The sequence below is a fragment of the Arthrobacter sp. 01N444 genome, assembly GCF_056399305.1.
In genome coordinates this window covers 1-20,596 of record NZ_JBFTRB010000025.1, presented here as the reverse complement: position 1 = coordinate 20,596, position 20,596 = coordinate 1, and the positions used below count along the sequence as shown (strand labels likewise).

20 protein-coding genes are annotated in these 20,596 nt (G+C 68.2%); 11 read left to right on the top strand and 9 right to left on the bottom strand.

Annotated elements, in window-relative coordinates; genetic code table 11:
• The first annotated feature begins 2 nt into the window (after window positions 1-2).
• The gene (locus tag AC1DKN_RS20225; protein WP_476872313.1) at window positions 3-857 is read left to right on the top strand and encodes an SDR family oxidoreductase; all 855 of its coding nucleotides are present in this window, start codon (window positions 3-5) and stop codon (window positions 855-857) included.
• A 178-nt stretch (window positions 858-1,035) separates the two neighbouring features.
• Window positions 1,036-2,157 carry a sulfite oxidase gene (locus tag AC1DKN_RS20220; RefSeq protein ID WP_230007269.1) on the top strand — a complete coding sequence of 374 codons (1,122 nt, stop codon included), beginning with the start codon at window positions 1,036-1,038 and terminating at the stop codon, window positions 2,155-2,157.
• A 24-nt stretch (window positions 2,158-2,181) separates the two neighbouring features.
• Here the strand turns inward: AC1DKN_RS20220 and AC1DKN_RS20215 are convergent, their stop codons facing one another.
• The 5 genes from AC1DKN_RS20215 to AC1DKN_RS20195 form a co-directional block, all read right to left on the bottom strand.
• The gene (locus AC1DKN_RS20215; RefSeq protein WP_476872312.1) at window positions 2,182-3,063 is read right to left on the bottom strand and encodes a cytochrome c oxidase assembly protein; all 882 of its coding nucleotides are present in this window, start codon (window positions 3,061-3,063) and stop codon (window positions 2,182-2,184) included.
• 137 nt (window positions 3,064-3,200) lie between these two features.
• On the bottom strand, window positions 3,201-3,980 hold the full coding sequence (locus tag AC1DKN_RS20210; protein ID WP_476851716.1) for an SDR family NAD(P)-dependent oxidoreductase: 780 nt from the start codon (window positions 3,978-3,980) through the stop codon (window positions 3,201-3,203).
• Between the two features lie 91 nt (window positions 3,981-4,071).
• Entirely contained in the window at window positions 4,072-5,805 is a 1,734-nt protein-coding gene (locus tag AC1DKN_RS20205; protein WP_476872311.1) for a DUF4389 domain-containing protein, read from the bottom strand.
• 155 nt (window positions 5,806-5,960) lie between these two features.
• The gene (locus tag AC1DKN_RS20200) at window positions 5,961-7,016 is read right to left on the bottom strand and encodes a zinc-dependent alcohol dehydrogenase family protein (RefSeq protein WP_018776072.1); all 1,056 of its coding nucleotides are present in this window, start codon (window positions 7,014-7,016) and stop codon (window positions 5,961-5,963) included.
• A complete protein-coding gene (locus AC1DKN_RS20195) occupies window positions 7,013-7,348 on the bottom strand; it encodes a hypothetical protein (RefSeq protein WP_028276886.1) in 336 nt (111 codons plus the stop codon). Before AC1DKN_RS20195 ends, AC1DKN_RS20200 begins: the two co-directional genes overlap by 4 nt.
• Before the next feature lie 246 nt (window positions 7,349-7,594).
• On the opposite strand from AC1DKN_RS20195, the gene AC1DKN_RS20190 reads away from it, so the two are divergent.
• Window positions 7,595-9,124: an amidohydrolase gene (locus AC1DKN_RS20190; protein WP_476872310.1), complete on the top strand. Its 1,530-nt coding sequence runs from the start codon at window positions 7,595-7,597 to the stop codon at window positions 9,122-9,124.
• Here the strand turns inward: AC1DKN_RS20190 and AC1DKN_RS20185 are convergent.
• Window positions 9,121-9,630 (bottom strand): hypothetical protein, encoded by a 510-nt coding sequence (locus AC1DKN_RS20185; protein ID WP_476858087.1) that lies wholly within the window; start codon window positions 9,628-9,630, stop codon window positions 9,121-9,123. The two genes, AC1DKN_RS20190 and AC1DKN_RS20185, sit on opposite strands and share 4 nt — an antisense overlap.
• A gap of 72 nt (window positions 9,631-9,702) precedes the next feature.
• On the bottom strand, window positions 9,703-11,427 hold the full coding sequence (locus AC1DKN_RS20180) for a serine hydrolase (RefSeq protein WP_476872309.1): 1,725 nt from the start codon (window positions 11,425-11,427) through the stop codon (window positions 9,703-9,705).
• 230 nt (window positions 11,428-11,657) lie between these two features.
• Between AC1DKN_RS20180 and AC1DKN_RS20175 the strand changes: the two genes are divergently transcribed.
• The 3 genes from AC1DKN_RS20175 to AC1DKN_RS20165 all read left to right on the top strand — a co-directional run bounded on the left by AC1DKN_RS20175 (window position 11,658) and on the right by AC1DKN_RS20165 (window position 14,625).
• Entirely contained in the window at window positions 11,658-12,002 is a 345-nt protein-coding gene (locus AC1DKN_RS20175; RefSeq protein ID WP_230007308.1) for a hypothetical protein, read from the top strand.
• Window positions 12,003-12,005: 3 nt separating this feature from the next.
• Entirely contained in the window at window positions 12,006-13,553 is a 1,548-nt protein-coding gene (locus tag AC1DKN_RS20170) for an HNH endonuclease (RefSeq protein ID WP_476872308.1), read from the top strand.
• 454 nt (window positions 13,554-14,007) lie between these two features.
• Complete coding sequence (locus AC1DKN_RS20165; RefSeq protein WP_028276890.1) at window positions 14,008-14,625, top strand: uracil-DNA glycosylase family protein; 618 nt, start codon at window positions 14,008-14,010, stop codon at window positions 14,623-14,625.
• Window positions 14,626-14,686: 61 nt separating this feature from the next.
• On the opposite strand, the gene AC1DKN_RS20160 is transcribed toward AC1DKN_RS20165, so the two are convergent.
• Both AC1DKN_RS20160 and AC1DKN_RS20155 read right to left on the bottom strand, forming a co-directional pair.
• Window positions 14,687-15,970, bottom strand: a complete 1,284-nt coding sequence (locus tag AC1DKN_RS20160; protein ID WP_476872307.1) for a type II toxin-antitoxin system HipA family toxin — start codon at window positions 15,968-15,970, stop codon at window positions 14,687-14,689.
• Window positions 15,967-16,263, bottom strand: a complete 297-nt coding sequence (locus tag AC1DKN_RS20155; RefSeq protein ID WP_223914978.1) for a type II toxin-antitoxin system Y4mF family antitoxin — start codon at window positions 16,261-16,263, stop codon at window positions 15,967-15,969. The genes AC1DKN_RS20160 and AC1DKN_RS20155 overlap by 4 nt, the downstream gene beginning before the upstream one ends.
• Before the next feature lie 397 nt (window positions 16,264-16,660).
• Between AC1DKN_RS20155 and AC1DKN_RS20150 the strand changes: the two genes are divergently transcribed.
• The 5 genes from AC1DKN_RS20150 to AC1DKN_RS20130 form a co-directional block, all read left to right on the top strand.
• The gene (locus tag AC1DKN_RS20150; protein WP_476872306.1) at window positions 16,661-17,281 is read left to right on the top strand and encodes a hypothetical protein; all 621 of its coding nucleotides are present in this window, start codon (window positions 16,661-16,663) and stop codon (window positions 17,279-17,281) included.
• A 119-nt stretch (window positions 17,282-17,400) separates the two neighbouring features.
• The gene (locus AC1DKN_RS20145) at window positions 17,401-18,144 is read left to right on the top strand and encodes a YcnI family copper-binding membrane protein (RefSeq protein WP_476872305.1); all 744 of its coding nucleotides are present in this window, start codon (window positions 17,401-17,403) and stop codon (window positions 18,142-18,144) included.
• 140 nt (window positions 18,145-18,284) lie between these two features.
• Window positions 18,285-18,980 (top strand): FadR/GntR family transcriptional regulator, encoded by a 696-nt coding sequence (locus AC1DKN_RS20140; protein ID WP_476851857.1) that lies wholly within the window; start codon window positions 18,285-18,287, stop codon window positions 18,978-18,980.
• 126 nt (window positions 18,981-19,106) lie between these two features.
• Window positions 19,107-20,153 carry an asparaginase gene (locus AC1DKN_RS20135; RefSeq protein ID WP_476872304.1) on the top strand — a complete coding sequence of 349 codons (1,047 nt, stop codon included), beginning with the start codon at window positions 19,107-19,109 and terminating at the stop codon, window positions 20,151-20,153.
• 9 nt (window positions 20,154-20,162) lie between these two features.
• Window positions 20,163-20,596: lyase family protein (locus tag AC1DKN_RS20130; protein WP_476872303.1), on the top strand; the 434-nt coding region annotated here is incomplete at its 3' end.

The following is a 20,596-nucleotide window of genomic DNA, read 5'->3' as shown; positions in this document are numbered from 1 at the left end:
CCATGACCAACGCTCCCGAGCTTGCTGTCACCGGGTCCACCGGCCAGCTGGGCGCCCTGGTGGCCAGGCTGCTGGCCCAGGCCGGCAGCGAGCAACGGCTCCTGGTGCGGGACGCCGCCCGGGCACCTGAGCTCGAAGGCGCCGTCCCCTTCGTCACCACCTACGCCGAGCCGGAGCAGGCGAAGACGGCGCTTTCCGGGGCGAAAACGTTGTTCATGGTCTCCGCAGCCGAGGCCGAGGACCGGCTGCAGCAGCACTACGCCTTCGTCGATGCCGCGGCCGCAGCGGGCGTCCAGCACATCGTGTACACCTCGTTCTTCGGCGCGGCGCTGGACTCCACGTTCACGCTGGGCCGGGACCACTTCGCGACGGAGGAGCGCATCAAGGCCTCCGGCATGGACTACACGTTCCTGCGGGACAACTTCTACCTGGACTTCCTGCCGCTGCTGGCCGGCGAGGACGGCGTGATCCGCGGCCCCGCCGGAGACGGCGTCATGGCTGCCGTGGCGCGGTCAGACATTGCCCGCTCGGCCGTCACCGTACTGCGGGACCCGTCCCTGCATGTGGGACGGACCTATGACCTGACCGGCCCGGAAGACATCTCGCTGGCCCGCGCCGCCGAACTCCTGACCGCCGGAACCGGCCGGGCCATCACCTTCCACAACGAGACCCTGGCGGAGGCCTACGGGTCCCGTGCCTCGTACGGCGCCCCGCCATGGCAGGTGGACGCCTGGGTGAGCACCTACACGGCCATCGCCGCCGGCGAACTCGCCGGTCCGACGTCGGCAGTGCATGAGCTGACGGGCCGGGAACCGCTGAGCCTGGCGCAGTTCCTGGCCGAGGCGCACACGCTGTAGCCCCTTGACCGGAAGAGACGGGACCGGAAGGGACGGGACCGGCGCGTCCCGGTGTTGACGGTTTCCGGGCTGCGGCGTAGACCTGAGACCAGGTGATACCTACGAAAACCGGCGGGTCCTTCACAGGAGCGGGACCGGGCCGGTCCGGAAAGAATCGCGGCATGCCATGCCAAAGCAAATGTCCAGACACTCTTCTGTCCTGAAGAGTCCGCGCCGGCAGGCCGGACAACCCCGGGCGCATCCCGGCGAACCGAGCCACGGCCCGCTGACGGCGGAGGAACTCCAGCTCGCCGTGCGGAACCATTCCATGCCGCTCGAGGCCCTGCGGAGCGACACCACACCGCCCGGACTGCACTACGTGCTCACGCACTTCGACATCCCGTTCATCGACGCCGATCACTGGCATCTGTGGATCGGCGGCGCCGTGCAGCGGTCCTTCGAACTGAGCCTGCGGGCCTTGCTCCGGGCACCGAGCATCACCCTCCCGGTCACCCTGGAGTGCGCCGGCAACGGCCGGTCCCTCCTGCGGCCCCGCCCACTGAGCCAGCCGTGGGTACTCGAGGGCGTGGGGACCGCCGTGTGGACCGGTGTCCCGCTCGCCTACCTGCTGACGCGGGCCGGAGTGGAGGACGACGCCGTGGAGGTGCTCTTCACCGGGGCCGACGCCGGCAGCCAGGGCGGCGTCGCCCAGCAGTACGCGCGCAGCCTGCCGATCGAGGAGGCCTTGCGCCCCGACGTCGTGCTCGCCTACCGGATGAACGGCGCAGACCTGCCGCCTCAGCACGGCTATCCGCTCCGGCTTGTGGTGCCGGGCTGGTACGGCATGGCGAGCGTGAAGTGGCTGACCTCGATCAAGGTTCTGACCAAGCCCTATGACGGTTTCCAGCAGGCAGTGGCGTACCGCTACCAGCATGACGCCGAGGATCCCGGAACCCCGGTCACCTGGATCAAGGTCCGCTCGCTCATGATGCCCCCGGGGGTCCCGGATTTCTTCACCCGGAGCCGGATCCTGCCCCCGGGACCGGTGATGCTCACCGGCCGGGCCTGGTCCGGGCAAGGCGCCGTGCAGCGCGTCGACGTCGGAATCGACGGAAAGTGGGCAGCGGCCCATCTGGAGCACCCGGCAGCGCCGTTCGCGTGGTGTGCGTGGTCGATGCCGTGGGTGGCCGATCCGGGCGAACACGAGCTCTCCTGCCGTGCCACGGATGCCAGCGGCGCGGTCCAGCCGCTGGAACCGGAATGGAACTACCAGGGCATGGGCAACAACGTGGTGCAGCGGATCAAGGTCAGCGTGGCATAGCGCCCCCACCCGGGGCGCGGGGACTTAGCGGCCGCGCCGCAGGTGCTCCGCATTCAGTTCATCGAGCTGGGAATCCGTGAGCTCGTCAAAGCCGCGGGCCTCGCGTTTGTCGCTGCGGGAGAAGCGGATGAACATCAGGATGATCAGGGGCAAGTCGACAATTTCGCAGATGAACCACAGGACGTCCCCCGCCAGCTGCTGGTCACGCAGGGCGTTGGGGAACCAGCCCATCGCAGACGGCGTCGTTGCGACGTGATCCAGCACCTGGCCGTTGAGGCGCAGCAGGATCCCGGGCACGGCATCGACCAGCAGCTCGATGAAAACAAACACGAACTCCATGATGAAGAACGCGCTGGAGCGGCGGAAGTCCGCGTCCTCGATGATCGGCAGGGCCATCATCATGCCAAGCAGCGGGACCCCGACCGTCAGGAGCGCCTCGGCCCAAGCGGCTGTGCGGAGGGTATAGAACGCCGGAGTCAGGAAGGTGGCGAAGAGGGCAAGGCCCAGGAGCGGGGCGGCCATGGAGTTGCCGGCAAACCGCACCGCGCTGTGCGCGAGCGCCCTGTTCAGCCGGCCGACGCCGCGCGGCGGCAGGGCCGCACGGGCGAGGGAGATGGGTTTTCCCAGGCCGATCAGCAGCGGCACCACGAAGAGCAACAGGGAAATCTTGAGCGTGAAGGCCCACCGGAGCTGCGGGCTGTAGACGCCAGGGAACCCGCACGTCAGCACTGTCAGGGACCCAAGGCCCAGAACATAGAACGCCAGCGTCCGCCACCCGCGATGGCGGTGCCCGCGCGCCGCCGCGGCCCTCAGGCCCAGCGCGTACAGCAACGCCGAGCCGCCGATCAGGGCGGCGGCGGCCCAGTCGATCTGCCAAGCGGTGAGGACTACATCAAGGGGCGGCACGGGCTCATGATAGATACCATTTCTTGGAAGACGCCGGGCCCGTGCCTGGCCGGGCGGCCCGGGGCAGGCCTCAGCATCCCTCGTAGCCGGTGAGCACCTTGACCTTGTCCGCCGAGGCGGACGACGGATCGAAGGCGTCAGTAGTCCACGATCGCGCCGGCGGAGATGTTGACGGTCGCGTCCGTGATGGCCGCCGCCTTGTCCGAGACGATGAAGGAGGCCACGTTACCGACGTCCGTCAGCGTGGCCGTCCGGTTCAAATGCGCGGCCCTGGCAATCTCCACTACGATCTCTTCGCGGCCCTCGGCCTGCCACGGGATGGTTTCGATAATGCCGCCCGTGACCATGGTGACCACCCTGATGCCGTGTTTTCCCAGTTCCAGGGCCCATTGCCGGCGCAGTCCTTCCATCGCGTCGAGCGCCACCTTGAAACCGCCCAGGCCGGGGATCGTCTGCGGGCCCGAACCGCCGAACATGAGCACGACGCCGGAGCGTTGCTTGACCATGTAGGCGGCGGCCGCGCGGGTGGTCAGGAAGTGCGTCCGCGCGGCCAGGGTGATGGGCTGGGTGAAGTCATCCACATCGATCTCCATGAGTGGCTGCTGGATGTCGCCGAATGAGATCACGTTGAAGGAGATGTCGATCCTCTTGCTCTTCTTCGCCACCCGGCTTACGAAGGCATCCACCTGCTCTTCGTCCAGGGCGTCGACGACGGCGGTTTCGGCTGTGCCGCCCGCCTCGCGAATGTCATTGGCTACTTTTTCCAGCCGCGATTCCGTCCTTCCGGCAATGTGCACTGTGGCGCCGTCGGCCGCGAAAGCCCTTGCCACCGCCCCGCCGACCGCCCCGCCGCCGCCATAGATCAGGGCGGTCTTGCCGTGAAGCATGCCGTTTTCCGGAATCCCGATGTTCACCATGGTCGCCTGCCTAGTGCCGCGGAGTACGTGAATTCCCTCAACTATGTTCTTGCGGAGGGCGGGTGGCAAGAGGACCGGGCGCAGCGCGGCATTAGCTTCTGGGCGGCCCTCCGGGTCCGGTGGCTGGTCCTCCGGGTCCGGGCGCGGGCCCGGGTCCTGGTCCGGCGGAAGGTCCGGGTCCGAACGCGGGTCCGGGGGCGGGTCCCGGCCCGACGGGCCCGACGGGTCCGGCAGCGGGTCCGGGGGCGGGTCCTCCGGTTCCGAGCGCAGGTCCGGCGTATGCAGGCACCGGCAGCTCGCCCGGATCGACCGGACCCATATCAAGGTGGAACGGCGGATATTCGTCCCGCATGAGGGCAACGTAGGCGATAACGCGGTAGATCCAGCGGTTCAGGCCAAGCAGGAGGTCGAAGAGCCCCCGCCGGTATTGGCCCGTGAACAACAGGATCACGCCGGCGATGAGGACCAGCAGCCCCAGGAGGGAGATGCCCACACCTTGCTGTACCCACTCGCCGTCCCGGTACTCCCACGTCCTCGCGGTCCCCGTCAGCAGGCTGATAAGCAGCAGATGTGGAATGGCCAGCAGCCACGATTTCACCAGCACCAGGCCGCGGGACAGCCGTTCGGGATAGTCGACGTCGAAGTCCGCCGGGTAATCGGTGCGGGCCAGGGTGAAGGGGGGATAGACATCCGTGCCGATAGCGCTGAAGGCGTAGAAGGCCACACGCCAGTTCCAGCGGATCACACCGACACTGAAATTGAACAGCGAGCGCGGGTAGCGCGCCGTGAACAGGATCGCGAACCACGCCACGATCGTGACCACTCCGAAGGCGAACCAGAGGATAAACAGGACGATGAAGTGCGGGATGGCCAGGAACCACTTCACGAGCCACATCCACCGTGACAGGTTCGGGTCGAGGTAGCCGTGGAGGCGGGCGGGGTACACATATGGGGTCGTAGCACCCGGTGCCACCGGATACGGAGTCCCCGGCGTGGCAGCGTAGGCTGCCACGGCACCCGGCGGGGCCGCACTGTTCTGCTGGCCGGGGGTGGCCCTGGGCGGGTAGGGACCCGCGGGATACGGCTGGCCGGGCTGGGCCGGCAAGTGCCCGGGAGGGACACCGCTGCCCGTCCCGCCTTGGCCCAGGCCGCCGCGGCCGAGTCCAACGGCGCCCAGCACTATCAGCGGCACGCCGATCAGCAGCATCACAAGTCCGCCGATCAGCAGCCCGATGAACACCGGCAGGAGCAGATCTGTGCGTGCCCCTGCCTGCAGATTCACGCTCACCGGAGACGTCCCGTCGGCATTCATGACCACCACTGCCCAGGATCCGGAACGGAGGTCCCAGGTCAGTTCCTGTTCCCCCGGGCCTGTGGCAGTCGCGGCCCAGAAGGTCTGCTGCGCCGGATTGGACGGGACCTGGGAGCCGGCCACTTCGCGGTACCGCGCGCGGAAGGGGTTGAACCTGACGTCGACGATTTCGGTGCGCCGGACACCGGCCAGGTACGTCGCGACGTCGGCCCGCGGGGCAATTCCGATGAAGATTTCCTTGCCGGGGTCGGTGGAGGAACCGCGGAGCAGCACGCTGCCCGCAATGTCCACCGGAACGCCGTCGTCCACGCCGCCGCCGGTCATGAGGTCCAGCCGGGGGGTCGTCAGCGCGTAGGAATTGCCTGAGAAAGGCGCTGACGGCGTGATGAAGTACCTGCCGTCACGTTGTTGGTAGTTGACCCAGCCCGCAAAGCCGGCGCCCGCCAACAGCCCCAAACCGACCAGCGCGCACAGCGAGCCGATCACCAGCATGACAATCCGGCCTGCCTTCATGGCCGCCGTCCTTTCAGATGGTCCGTTTGCCACGCCCGGCCGGACGTGGCTTCCGGAAGCTGGCGGCCCGGGCCGCTACCGCCCGAGCGGGATCACGAACGGCTTGGCTTCGTCGATCGCGCCGGCACTGCCGGCGTGGAGGACAACGAGCGCGTTCATGCCGTGATCACGACTTTGAGGGCCTTCGTCTCCGCGGCGCGGGCGAAAGTGTCGTACGCCTCCATGAACTCGTCAAAGGTGAAGTGGTGGGTGGCGAAACTGTCCGCGGGGATCTTTTGCTGTGCCACGAGCTTGAGCAGCATGGGGGTGGTGTTGGTATTCACCAGGCCCATGCTGATGTTGATGTTCCGGATCCAGAGGTCTTCGACGTGCAGTTCCACGGCTTTGCCGTGCACGCCCACGTTGGCCACGGTGCCGCCGGGACGCACGATGTCGGTGCACATCGTGAAGGTCGCCGGGACGCCCACGGCCTCGATCGCCACGTCCACACCCTGCCCGTCGGTCAGGAGCATGAGCTGCTCCTTCCAGTCGGCATCGGATGAGAGGACCACGTCGGTGGCTCCGAATTCGCGGGATTTCTCGAGCCGGTTCGCGTCGAGGTCGACGGCGATGATCGTGGCGGCGCCGTAGAGGCCGGCGGTGGAGATCGCGGCAAGTCCCACGGGGCCCGCGCCGATGACGGCGACCGTGTCGCCGGGCTTGACCCGGCCGTACTGCACGCCGATCTCAAAGCCGGTGGGGAGGATGTCGGAGAGCATGACGGCCTGCTGGTCGCTGACTCCCTCAGGCAGGAGGTGCAGGGAGTTCTCTGCATAGGGGACGCGGACGAACTCGGCCTGCGTGCCGTCGATCAGATGTCCGAAAACCCAGCCGATGCCGGAGGTTCCTTCCTCCCCCAGACAATGGGAGTACAGGCCTGTCTTGCAGTTGGCGCAGTGCCCGCAGGACTTGATGCACGAAATGATGACGCGGTCCCCGACCTTGAGGCTGGTCACGGAGGCGCCGATCTCCGTGATGGTGCCGACCCCTTCGTGGCCCAGGATGCGGCCCTTGGCCACCGCGGGGACGTCGCCTTTGAGGATGTGCAGATCGGTCCCACAGATGGTGGTGGTGTCCACTTTGACGATCACATCGCTGGGATTCTGGATTGTGGGATCGGGGACCTCGGTCCACGATTTCTCCCCGGGACCGCCATAGACGAGGGCTTTCATACGTGCTCCTTGGTTTTGAGGATGACCAGCGGGTCCACGAGGCGCAGACGGCACGGAGTCTCCGTGCCATCGATTCCCGAATACAGCAACGAGGCGCGGGCACGCTCACGGAGTTCCTCGATCGCGGCGGCCGACACCCGGGCATGGGCGAGGTCGAGCACGAGTTCGAATCCGGGAAGCTTGCTTGTGACGCGGCGGCAAACGACGTACAGTGCCCGCACGTTGGCCACGGTCACCACACCATGCACGTCGATCCGAGCTGTTTCGGCGTCGGCGTTCAGGCGGATGAGCACCTTGAGTTTAGGGTCCCCCGAATGGTGATGGATACTCATGTGGCCGTGGTCTCCTGCCTTTTCCTGCTGAAGCCGGAAAGTGCAAACGCCATTTCCTTCCCCAATTCGCGGTGAGACCCGTGCCGTATTTACGTGAAGTGGTTTTTCGCTCGACACGTCCCCCAACTGGCCGTGCAGCAACCTCCCCACACATTCAGCTTGGGGGGCGCTCGTGGCAGAGGTAAGGGGCGAAAGTCCCGTGTGCGCCTGTTGGGTCCTGCGGCGTCGCCCGCCTAGCCTGTTCCTATGCCTGTTCCGCTCGATCCCTGCCGACCCCCGGACCTCGTGCTGGCCTCCGTGCGGCACCCCGGGGAGGAAATATGCTTCGACGTTCATGTTCGCGCCGGGGCCGTGTCGGCGATCATCCCGTCGCGCCCGGGCCCGGGCGCGCTCCCCGCTGCAACCCGGGTGGTGGATCTGGAGGGCCGCTACGTCATTCCTGGGATGTGGGATGAGCACGTTCATATGACGCAGTGGGCGCTGGCCTCCAACCGGCTTGACCTCTCCAGTGCCGGCTCGGCGCGCGAGGCGGCCGCCGTCGTCGGGGCCCATATCGCCGGGGACACTAGCACCGGGACCGGAAGCGGCGCCGGAGCTCCGGGTCCCGTCCAGACGCTGGTGGGCGTCGGTTTCCGCGATGCCATCTGGCATGACCTGCCCAGTCTGGACCTCCTGGACGGCGTGACACGCGGCCGGCCTACGGCCCTGATCAGCCACGACCTCCACTGTGTCTGGCTCAACTCCGCAGCGGCCCAACAGTACGGAATGCCGGTGGATGCGGGCGGCCTGCTCCGGGAAGAACCGGCGTTCGCCCTGACCCGGGAGCTTGGCCAGCTGCCGGACGCGGTGGTGGATCCGTGGGTGCGGCAGGCAGGTCAGGCTGCGGCCGCGCGGGGCGTGGTCGGGATTGTGGACTTCGAGATGACATGGAACCGCGACGCCTGGCTGCGGAGGATCTCCGGCGGCTTCGCTGCCCTGCGGGTTGAAGCGGGCGTCTATCCGCAGGACCTGGACCGGGCCGCGGCAGAGGGGCTGCGGACAGGTTTGGCGGTGGCCGGCAGTGGCGGGCTGCTCAGCGTGGGCCCCCTGAAAGTGCTGATCGACGGCTCGCTCAATACCCGCACAGCGTATTGCGTGGACCCGTATCCGAACGGCGGCCACGGGCTGCTGACCGTGAGCGAGGCGGAGCTGCTCGCCCTGTTGGTCCGGGGCCGGCAGGCGGGTTTTGTGCCGGCGGTCCACGCAATCGGCGACGCGGCCAACCAAGTCGCCTTGGATGCGTTTGAGGCGGCGGGCCTCGCCGGACGGGTGGAGCATGCCCAGTTTGTCCGGAGCGAGGATTTCGCCCGCTTCGGCCGGTTGGGCGTGACCGCGAGCGTCCAGCCTGCGCATGCCCTCGATGACCGGGACGCCGCCGAGGCGAACTGGCCGGGGCGCACGGACCGGTCCTTCCCGCTCCGTTCATTGCTGGCCGCCGGGGCGACTCTCGCCTTGGGCTCGGACGCTCCGGTGGCCCCCCTGGATCCGTGGATTGCCATGTCCGCTGCCACGGCGCGGGACCGGCTGGATGGCCGCGGGCCGTGGCATGCCGAGCAGGCCCTCACGCGGCAGGAGGCCCTCACGGCCTCGACCCGCGGTCGCGGCCGTCTCCGGGTCGGGGACCCCGCCGATATTGCAGTGCTCGACGCCGACCCGCTGACCGTGTCGGATGCGGATTTTGCGGCCATGCCGGTGGCCGCCACGTTAGTGGGGGGACGGTTCACGTACGGCGGCTAAGCACCTTTGACGCGCGCCTGGACTAAGTTGGCGTACGGCAGGCGGCCGTATTCTTCGATGAATGCGGCATGGTACCGGGCTTCGGCCGCGTTGAGTTGCTCAACGGGCAACTCTTTCCACGCGATGATCAGGGCCCCGGGCACGGCGAGCTGCCAGATGAGCCGCCCGTCCCAGTGGCCTGGCGGCTTGCCTTCGCCGAAGTCGACGAATTCCTGGATTTGCCGGCGCAGTCCGCGGTTGCCCTTGCTTCCGGGGCCGGCTTTGCCCACGAAGAGGACATCGGCGCCGTCCACCCATTCGGCGTCGAGAGCGTCCGCCTTGAGGGTGGGGTTCTTCTTCTTGAAGATGCCGGCGGTGCTCCTGGCCAGGAACTGGGGCCGGAAGCCCTCGGGCCGCAGTACCGCGAAGATCCCGGGCTTCTGCGGGATCCGGTTGATGTCAAGGTCCTGGAGCGGCCGGAAACCGGTGAAGCCGTCCTGTTTCAGCGACTGTGTGTTGATGGGCATGGGTTCCTTGGATCGGGGCTCGTGGCGTTTCTTTGAAGCTTACGGAAGAAGCTCACTCACTGAAGTCCGGGCTCAGCTGCGGGTGAAGGTGCCCAGCCCGGTCTGATCGTAGAAATCAAGCCTGACGCTCGGAGCCGTGCCGCCTCGGGCTGCGGCGTCCGCACCAGGGGCTGCAGCCGCGCCGGGGGCGAAGATTGCCCCGGCAAGACCGTTGGCGTTCTCGCCGATTGATTCAAAGCTGAAGGTGTCGCCGTCAAAATGAGTGAGCGGGAACTTGGTGGTCCTGCCGGCCGGGCCCAGCTCAAGGGTCAGCACGCCGTTCTCCACCGCGACGGTGAGCGGGCCGTAGTAGGAGTTCGCGTAACTGCCGATGTAGAAGTCGTTGCCCTGCGCCGGTTTGGCCTGGGCCGGCGCCTTGGAATAGTCGACTTTCGGCTTCTCCGCCTCATCGATCTTCTGGAAGACGCCCGAGGTGAATCCGATCCAGTCCACTGTCGGGGCGCCGTTCTGGGCCGTGTCCAGGAACGCGGCGCAGATGGCTTCGGGGATGCCCTGCGGCCGGCCATTGGTCAGGGCCACAATGCCCAGCTGCTCGCCGGGGAGCAGTGAGACGGCGGTCGCGGCACCAAGGTTGAAGGCTCCCGAGTGCCCGAGCATCAGCCGGGCGTGGTCGTCGTAGGAGACGTTCCAGCCCAAGCCGTAGAAGCGGGTGCGGGCGCCCGGCGTCGCCGGTGGGCCCGACACGGCGTGCGGGACATGCGTGACACCAAGCGCGTCCGGGTCGATGACCTCGCTTCCCTCAAAGCTGCCGTTGGCGAGCTGCAGGCGGATCCAGCGGGCCAGGTCGCGCACGGAGGAACTGGCCCCGCCGGCGGGTGCTTCGGCGTCGGCATCCCGGGTGTATTTGGCCACCCAGGTCTTGTTACCGGCTGGGACGTGGATCAGTGCCTTGTTCGTTGCCTTTTGGTAGTCCGCGTGGCGATAGCTCGTGGATGACATGCCCAGGGGCTTGAACAAGACTTCTTCGGCGAGGTCTGCCCAGGGTTTGTTCATGGCATCGGCGACAGCCTGCGCACCAGCCGTGTAGCCGAAGTTGCTGTAGTTGTAGCTCGACCGGAAGGAGTCCAGCGGCTGCTGGTTGAGGTGGCTGAGAATATAGGACTGGTCGAATCCGAGGTCTTCCAACAGATCGCCCGCCCCCGTACTGAGGCCGCCTTGATGTGACAACAGGTCGGCCGCCGTGGCGTTCCGCGTGACGTAGGGGTCTTTCAGGGCGAAGCCGGGGGTGTGGTTGATCACCGGTTCCGTCCAGGAGATGGCCTTGCGGCCCACGGCCACGGCCGCCACCGTGGAGGCCAAGGGTTTGGACACCGAGGCCAATTGAAAAACGGTATCCGCGTCCACTGTCTCGGGCCGGCCCGATTCCCGCACGCCGAAGCCCTTGGCGTACACCATTTGGTCTTGGTAGACCACGGCCACGGCGACTCCGGGAACACCGGTACTCTCCATCACGCCCTGGACCATCCCGTCCAGCTTTGCCAAGGCGGCGTTGACCTTCTGTTGGTCCAGGAGCGGTTTGACCTGCGGTTCCGGCGCCGGAAGCAGAGACGCCGACGGCGCACCGGAGCCGCCGGAGGCACTGCTTCCGGTACCGGCGGGGGCACTTTGGGCCGTGCAGGCGGCCAGCAGCGGCATGCCCGCTATACCCGCGGCGCCGACGCCGACGGCTTTAAGTAACGAGCGGCGGTCCGAAGGCAGCGAGCTGATACTCGTCGCGATAGATTCCCTCTGGTTCATGGACAATCCTCCGCCCGGTTCCGCCTGGGGCGCAGAGCTAACGCCCTCTCCCATGATGGACCCGTGCCCGTTTTTGAGACAGGGGCGGTGCGCTCTGGTGTGGGTCCTCGGACGCCGGGATCTCGGGGCCGCACCTCCACAACCGCCAACGAATCCCACCAATCCCGCTAACCTCGCGGCCTCCTTCTGGTTGCCCTATTAATGTCCGATCCCCGGAGGAGACTGGATTCATGGACGGCAATCAGGGGCCCGAAGTGGTTCCGGCGGGAGACGGCGACTACGGCCTCGGCCGCGCCGGGAGCAGTGACGGCGGCGTCCAGGATTTGCTCGCATTCTGCTCCCGCGTACTCCGGGACCTGCGTCAGGCCGAAGATTGCGCCGGGATGATCGAGCAATACCGACGGCTCGACGAGTTTCACTCTGCGCTCGACGCGTTGCGGACGCGTCTTCAGCTCGACGTTTTCCTGGGCAGCGTTTCGGGAGTGACGTTGGGATCTGGAAGGTCGCCGATGGCTTCCGAAGCGGTGGAACGGCTCCGGAGGGCCATAAATGTCATAGCCCGCAGGGACACTTAACTCATGGACGGCAATCAGGGGCCCGAGACGATTCCGGCAGACCCGGCACCGGCAACTGCGGGGACCGTCGCTGAACTGGCCCGGATCCTGGCCTTCCTCCCGGCCCCGGACAGCGCTGCCGCACTGATCGACGAGATCCGGGACCTGGAGGACCTGAAGTCCGCCATGGCAGCCCGGCAGGCCCGGCACGCCGTGGCCTTCGACTTGCTCCAGCGCCGCGAACAAGCCCGGCTCGGCGTGCCGGCCGAGAGGCTTGGCGCCGGTGTCGGCGCGCAGATCGCCCTGGCCCGGCACGAATCCCCCGCCAGGGGCGGCCGGCTCCTGGGCCTGGCCAAAGCCCTGATCACCGAGATGCCGCACACCCTCACCGCCCTGGAAACCGGGCAGCTGAACGAATGGCGCGCCACCCTGCTCGTACGCGAAACCGCCTGCCTGACCGCCGCCGACCGGGCCGCCGTCGACGAGGAATTGGCGCCCGACGCCGGGACGTTCGCCGGGGCCGGTGACCGGTCCCTGGTCGCCGCGGCCCGCACCGCCGCGTACCGGCGTGACCCCCGCTCCGTCACCGAACGCGCCGCCCACGCCGCCAGTGAGCGGCGTGTCAGTCTCCGCCCGGCCCCCGATGCGATGACCTGCCTGACCGCGCTGCTGCCCGTGACCGCCGGCGTCGCCGTCTACAAGGCGTTGAGCGGGCACGCCGACACCCTCCGTGCCGCCGGGGACCCGAGGGGCCGCGGGCAGCTCATGGCCGATGCCCTGGTCGAACGCACCACCGGCACCCCGGGCGGGATCACCGGCGTCGAAATCCAGCTCGTCATCACCGACCGCACCCTCCTCCAGGGAGACGCCGAACCCGCCCGGCTCCCCGGCTACGGCACCGTCCCCGCCGGCTGGGCCCGCACCCTTATCAGCGGCACAAATGGACCAAAGAGCGGCGAGGGCGGCAGTTCCCGGGGACCCGGCGCCGCGGCCCCGAACACGGACAGAAACGGTGACGGCCGGTCCGGTGGTCGCCCTGGACCGGCCGGCACCGCCGGGAGCGGCGATGACCCCGCGTTCACCCTCTGGCTCCGGCGGCTCTACACCCACCCCGGCACCGGCGAGCTCGTGGGGATGGACTCCCGGGCCCGGCTCTTCCCGCCCGGGCACCGCCGCTTCATCCAAACCAGAGACGACACCTGCCGAACTCCCTACTGCGACGCCCCGATCCGCCACCTGGACCACATCATTCCCTGGCACACCGGCGGAGAAACAACCAGCACCAACGCCGCCGGCCTCTGCGAAGCCTGCAACCACACCAAAGAAACCCCCGGTTGGAAAGGCCGCCCCGCACCCGGTCCCCGCCACACGCTCGAACTCACCACCCCCACCGGCCACACCTACCACTCCACGGCGCCACCCCTGCCGGGCACGCCGCTTCGGCCATCGGCCACAGACCAGCCGAGGTCCCAGCCAGGCTCCCGCCATCGGCGCCAGCTCCGGCACCAAGCCAAAACGCTCAGACGTGGAAAGTCCAAAGTTGGGGCTGCGGCATTTGGGGCTGCGGCATAGGGACCAGTTCGTTGGCTGCCGTGCGGGCCCGAACTAACATTGGCTCGGCCTCGGGGCACAGTTGCCGGGCGACGGGCCGCTATTCGAAGCACTCGATTCGCGGCTCTTGCCCTCGGCTCGCCACGCTTCATCGCATCCAGCATGTCAGCGGCAAAGAAAAGCGCCCGACCGCCTGGGCGGCGGCGGACGTCAGGCCTGCAGGTACCTTCGCGATCTCGCTAAGAGACGGCTCGGACACTTCCGTGTCCCGAACAACCCGGAGTCATCAGATGGTTACCTGCAGGCGCTTTAAGCCTACGCCCGCCTCACGGCCGTCACCAGAGGGCGCGTTGACTCATAAAAAACCTCCGCGTAGCCCCGGCCGAATAGGTCCCGGCCGAAACACCCCCTGCCGCGAAAGCGTAGAGTGGAGGAAGCCGCCTGATTCTGGACGCCAAGTGCTGAGGGAGAAATCGTGACGATTGACTGGGACGAAAAAAAGACCCTGCTGCAGGAGCCGAACATCGCCGCGGTGACGCAGCTGTGCGACGAACTCATGGAAAAGAAGCCTGGATCCGTGGTCCCGTACATCGACCCCATCCACGACGAGGACGAATGCCGGATCGTCAGCCTGCATATCAGCCCGGGCAAGGGCACCGAATCGGGCTTTGTCTCGCACTTCAACGACGATGAAGCCGCCCGCCGCGCCACCTCCATCTACGAGGCCGCAGAGCTGGACCCCCGCTATGTGATGCCGTGGAACGCCTACCCGTGGATCCGCGATCCGGAGGCATCCTCGGCCCTGAACGTCCAGGAGAAGACGGACGGCCTCCGGCCCTTCCGCCAGTTCCTCAAGATCAACAAGCGCGTCTCGGCCGTTATTGCGCACGGCGCGGACGCCCACTCCTTCCTGACGCTTTTCGAGAAGACCTACCATTCCTCGCTGAAGAATCATGGTGTCAAGATCTACAAGGCCACCGCACTTGGCGGCCGCGCCTTCGCGGTATCTCCGGCCAAGCAGGAAGAGCTCCTCGCCAAGAACGTCGAGGTCTACAAAGACGCCATGCAGCGGGCGGGCATCCAGCACCTCTGAGGCTCCACGCAACGCCGTCCGGCAACGGCATCCGGCGCAAGCCGAGCCGGCGTCGGCGGCATCACCCGGCCAGCAGCCTGCGGCGGTGTTTGAGTTCCTTGACCCAGTCGCGGGTGACCATTGCTGAAAACGGCGAGGCGCCGTCGTCGGTCATGGAGCGGAACGCCGTGCCCGCCTGAAGATCCGCCAGCAGCGGTTCAGAGGCCTTCAGCGCCAGTTCCAGCACCTGGACGGCGGCACGTTCAGTCAGCCCCATCCCCGCGGCCCAGCCCAGGAAGTGCTTCCGGGAAATCCCTGTGCGCTTGCCGTCCAGGGTCAGGGCGAGTGTCTTGTCCCCGTAGACGACCGTGGACGGGATGTCGTATACCGGCGCGATGGACCACTCTCCGGCCGGCTGCTGCACCATGGAAACGTTCTTCGCGTGCAGGTCGCCATTGCCCGTCAGCCACGCAAATGCCGCCTGGAGGGCCAAATTCCGCACCGCGGGCAGCGGAGCGGCGCAATACGCCGCAAGCGCATGGCACACCTGCCCGTATCCCACGTTGTACTTGTCCGCAGGGTAGAGGCCCAGGACCTGCGCACCGTCCTCGACGGCGAGCCGCTGCACGGCCCGCGGCGACCTGGCCGCCGCCTTGGGCCCCGACACGCCGGCGACAGGCCCACCGGATACAGTGCCACTGGCTACAGGCACCCGGTCGAAGCGTTCCACGAGCAACCCGGGCCGACCGGCGACGTCGCGGATCAGCTGGACCCGGCTCAGAGGGATCCGCAGCCGCGCCGCGTACCGGAACATCGCGTACTCGTTTTCGACGACGTGCGGGAACTCGGGCGCGTTGAGTTTGAGGATGTAGCGCCGGCCGGCGCTGGCCACCGGCATGGAGATCATTCCAGCGGACAGCTTGTCCTGCACCCCCGCCAGGGCCACCGGGTCGATCAGCCCGGAGTCGCCCAGCAGGGCCTCGAAATCCACGGGCGTTGCGGGGTCAAGCTCGACGGCGTGCTCGTCCGGGTCCAGCTTCTCGCCGTGGCCGACGATCTGCACGTCACCCACCGGGTTGGCACCGGCCGCGATGAGCAAGGACAGCTCATCATCCACGCTGGTCTTGATGGAACGGCGCAACGCATTCAGCCGCCGGCCCTCCGGCAGAAGCCCGGTGAAATACGGCGGGGCTGCCCCCGCCGCGGACAGTACAGGTTCCGGCGTTAGCGGCAGGGAGCTCGCGACGGCGGGGCCCCCGGACGCCAGATAGGCCGGCAGGTAGCTGAACCTGGTGCCGCCGTCGTGCCGCTCCAGCCGGGCCGCCAGCACGCCGGCCTTGTAGATATCCGCGATCCGGTGCCTCATGGCCGGGCTTCCGGCCCGTCCCGCAGTTCACCGTCGGCCCGCAGGCCGGCCACCGGGCCTGCGAGGGCACGGGCTGCGGCGCTGGTCCGGGTCTGGACCCGGAGCTCCAGCCCCAGCGTGTCCAGGAGCGCCAGCAGGGAGTCCAGCTGCACCGTGCGTTTTCCCTGTTCGACGAACCGGACGAAGCGCTCTGAGACTCCGGCCAGTTCGGCCAGCTCACGCTGGCTCAGGCGGAGCGACCCGCGCCGGGCCCGGGCCTCGGCAGCGAGTTCGCCCGGAAATGCGTTCCCCATGGCCACCTCCCGTTGATCAAGATACGTCCGAGGGTCCGGCGTTCGTGCGTACGAACCTGCGGGATCGAACCTGTGTGCGTACCAACCTGTGAGATCGAACCCTGCGGGATCGAACCACGGCGGTACGAACGTGCCGCTTTGCAGGCATTTCCAGTATAGGACGGGCCAAGATGCATGCACAGGGCTATAACGGCACGTACGTACCGGCGCACTGGGCCGGCAGGGGCAACTGCCGGCGACCGAAGGCACCCGCCATCACTGCACGGCTGGCGCAGCCCTGCCTCCACAGATTGGGCGGTTCAGCCGCGCGCGGGCGTGACGGTTCGCAATGGCCCGTAGGATTTAAGGGACTTAAGCGACAACCAGACCCCACGGAATCCGGAAAGGACTGCACACGATGACGCGCGCTTCCTTCCGGCTGTTCCGCACCGGCCTGATCGGATCCATCATCGTGGCGCTGGCAGCCGGTGGCCACCTGGCCGGCGGCGGACGGCTGCCCGAGCCGGCGATCGTGACGGCGTTGTGTGCCGTGGCGATGGTCCCCGTGGCCGTACTGACCCGCGTCCGCCTGTCCTTTCCGGCCCTGGCCGGCCTGCTTGGCGCAGGGCAGCTGTGGCTGCACTGGTCCTTCGGCACCTTGTCCTCAGGGGCGCCCGCGGCCCTCCAGGCCCGGATGGCTGCGGGTCATCCGGGCCATCCGGGCCATTCGGCGGCTGCCATTGCCCCGGCGATGTCCGACCCTTCCATGGCGGTTTCGGCGGCCGACATGGGCGGTGTCATGTTCGCCGCACACGCGGTGGCGACGCTCGGGACGGCACTGTTGCTCGCCCACAGCGAGCGTGCCCTGTCCGGACTTGCTTCCTGGCTGCGCCCGCTCGTGCAGCTGCCCCAGCCCTCCGCCGCCGCGCCCGTGCACGTCCCCCGCCCCCGCGCGGTCAACCTGGTCCTCCCCAAAGCCCGGGCTGGCCTCCGCCTGCCGACCAGGCGCGGACCTCCGGAGCTGTCGCCCGCCGCCTGACATCAATCCCTTTCACATACGGACGGGGACAGCAGGCGGCCACCCCACTGCTACCGCCGGAAGGACAACGCACCGGACGGCTCCCCACCTGATATCCGTTAGTGAAAGGCACCCTTGCCATGAAATCCTCCCTTCGCCGTACCCTCAAAACCGCCGCTGCCGCCACGATGACCGCGGGCCTGCTCGCCGCCGGCGCAGCAGCCGCCTCCGCCCACGTCCACGTCGACACCGATGATCCGGCCGCGGGCGGCTACAGCCACCTGACGTTCAATGTCCCCAGCGAGTCCGAGTCGGCCAAGACCAGCAAAATCGAAGTCACGCTGCCCACGGACACCCCGTTTACTTCGGTGTCGGTGAAGCCTGTCGAGGGCTGGAAGGCCGTCATCACCACAAGCGACCTGCCGAAGCCGATCACGATCGCCGGCGCCACGGTCACTAAGGCCCCAAGTTCCGTGGTCTGGACCGCGGACGAGGCCCACCAGATCGGACCGGACGAGTACCAGGCCTTCTCACTGTCCGTCGGCGTCCTGCCGGACGCGGGAACCACAGTGACGCTGCCGACGGCCCAGACGTACACCGATGGAACCGTCGTCAAGTGGGACGAGAAGACGGTCGAGGGCCAGGCCGAACCCGGGCACCCGGCACCCTCCTTCGTGACCACGGCCAAGGACGCCGACGCCCACGGCGCAGCCGTCCCCGCCGCAGCCACGACGACCGCACCCTCGGCGCCCCCGGCAGCGGCAGCGGGCATGTCCAGTGACGGCGGATCCGCCGCCGGCTGGATCGGGCTGGCCGCAGGGCTGATCGGACTGGCCGCGGGCGTCACCGCGCTGGTCCGCACCCGCCCGTCCAAGGTCCAGTAGTCCCGGCCAGCAGCCCGGACACAAACCCAGGCGAGTAGGCCGCCGCCGGAACTCCGGCCCGAGCGGCGACGGCGGCCCCGGACCCCCGGGGCCGCCGTCATACTTGACACCCCGGTGTGATCCCTGCCATATTTTAAAGCGTGAACCTGTCAGACAGCCGGACAGCAGGACAGCCATTGGCTCGCCTCAGTGCCGCCGAAGCCGTTTTTAACGTCCTCCGCACCGAGATCGAATCCGGCAGGCTCGGCATCGGCGCCAAGCTGAGCTCCGAGGCCACTCTTGCCCAGCAGTACGGCGTGAGCCGCTCCGTGATCCGGGAGGCCCTGCGCTCCTGCACCGCCCTGGGCTTGACGGTCACCAAGACCGGGCGGGGCACGTTCGTCGTCGCCAACCGCGTGGCAAAGGACCTGGTCCTGGGCCAATACTCGGCCCGCGACCTCACGGAGGCGCGTCCCCATATCGAGGTTCCCGCCGCCGGACTGGCTGCAGAACGCCGTTCGGCCGAGGAGCTGGCAACGCTGCGCGACATCGTCGCCGCGATGAGCGGCGAGGACGACCCCGAAGTCTGGGTGGGCCTGGACTCCAGCTTCCACGCGTTGATCGCGCGGGCCAGCCGCAACAAGGTCTTCGAGAACGTCGTCGCGGACATCCGGGACGCCCTCGCCCACCAGTCCGAGACCCTGAACATGGTGGCGGACCGCCAGCACGCGTCCGACGAGGAGCACCGGCGCATCCTGGCCGCGATCGAAGCCGGCGACGCGGCGACGGCGCGCATCGCCATGAGCCAGCATCTGCACGCCGTTGGCATTGCCCTCGACTCGATCCTCAACGCCTGACGTCAGGCGCCTGGTGCCTGGTTCCGTCAGCAATGCCGGAAGCAATCTGGTCAGCACCGGCAAAACCAGCACCAACACAGTGACCAGCCACCACAACCGCATCAACCGCCACCGCCAAAGGACGCAATGACTTCCCCTGCCCTCGACAACACCCCGACCCCGCTCGCCCCGGAGTGGCTGCCGCAGCACGTCCCGCTTGCGGTCCAGACCCGGGACGGGCTGGTCGAGAGTGTCCACTACGGCTCGGTCATCGCCACCGCAGCGGACGGCCAGATCCTACTCACTGCCGGGGAGCCCCTCGCCCCGTTCTACCCGCGGTCCGCCCTGAAGCCCCTGCAGGCCGTCGCCATGGTCCGCGCCGGGCTGGACCTCCCGGACGAACTGCTCGCCCTCGCCGCCGCCAGCCATTCCGGCGCAGCCAGCCACCGTGACGGCGCCCGGCGCATCCTGGAGCTGCACGGCCTGACGCCAGCGGACCTCGAGAACAGCACCGATCTCCCCTACGGCGCCCGCGAACGCGAAGACTGGCTCGGCGGCGGCGGCCGGGCCACCCAACTGACGCAGAACTGTTCCGGAAAGCATGCCGCCATGGCGGCCACCTGCGTCATCAACGGCTGGCCGGTCCAGGGCTATCTGGACCCGGCGCACCCGCTGCAGCAGCTGGTGGCCCAGACCGTGGCGGACCTCACCGGTGAAGACCCCCAGCGCACCACCACTGACGGCTGCGGCACCCCGCTCTTCGCGCTCACGCTGCGCGGCATGGCCCGCGCCTTTGGCCGCCTGGCCGCGGCTGCCGCGACCGGATCCGGCGAAGCGGAAGCCGCCGTCGGCCGCGCCATGCGCCGCCACCCCGAGATGGTTGCGGGCGAGGACCGGGACGTCACCGCGCTGATGCGCCTGGTCCCCGGCCTGCTCGCCAAGGACGGCTTCGAGGGCGTCCAGCTGGTAGGCCTCCCGGACGGCCGCGCCCTCGCCGTGAAGGTTTCCGACGGCGGAGACCGCGCCCGGATGCCCGTCACCGTCCGGGTCCTGGCCGCGCTCGACGTCGACACCTCCCCCTTGGCGCGCCTCGCCGCCACACCTGTGCTGGGCGGCGGCCGGCCCGTCGGGCTGCTGCAGGCCACCGATTTCCTCGCTGACCCCAAGATCTCCCCCGCCCCCAAAGACCTGTAAGGGACCGCCATGACCTCGCTCGACGAACGCGCAGAATTCCGCTCCGAACACGACCTCCTGGGTGACCGGGATGTTCCCGCCGGCGCCTACTGGGGCGTCCACACCCTCCGGGCCGTGGAGAACTTCCCCATCACCGGCCAGCCACTGTCCTCGAACATGCACCTGGTCCGCGGCCTGGCCGCCGTGAAACTCGCCGGCGCCCGCACCAACCACGAGCTCGGACTGCTCGACGCCGGGCGTGCCGCCGCCATCGGGCAAGCCTGCACCGAGGTCATGAACGGCAAACTCAGCGAGCAATTCGTCGTCGACGTCATCCAGGGCGGCGCCGGGACCTCCTCGAACATGAACGCCAACGAGGTCATCGCCAACCGGGCCCTGGAAATCCTCGGGCACCCGAAGGGCGACTACGCCCGGCTGCACCCCAACGACCACGTCAACCTCAG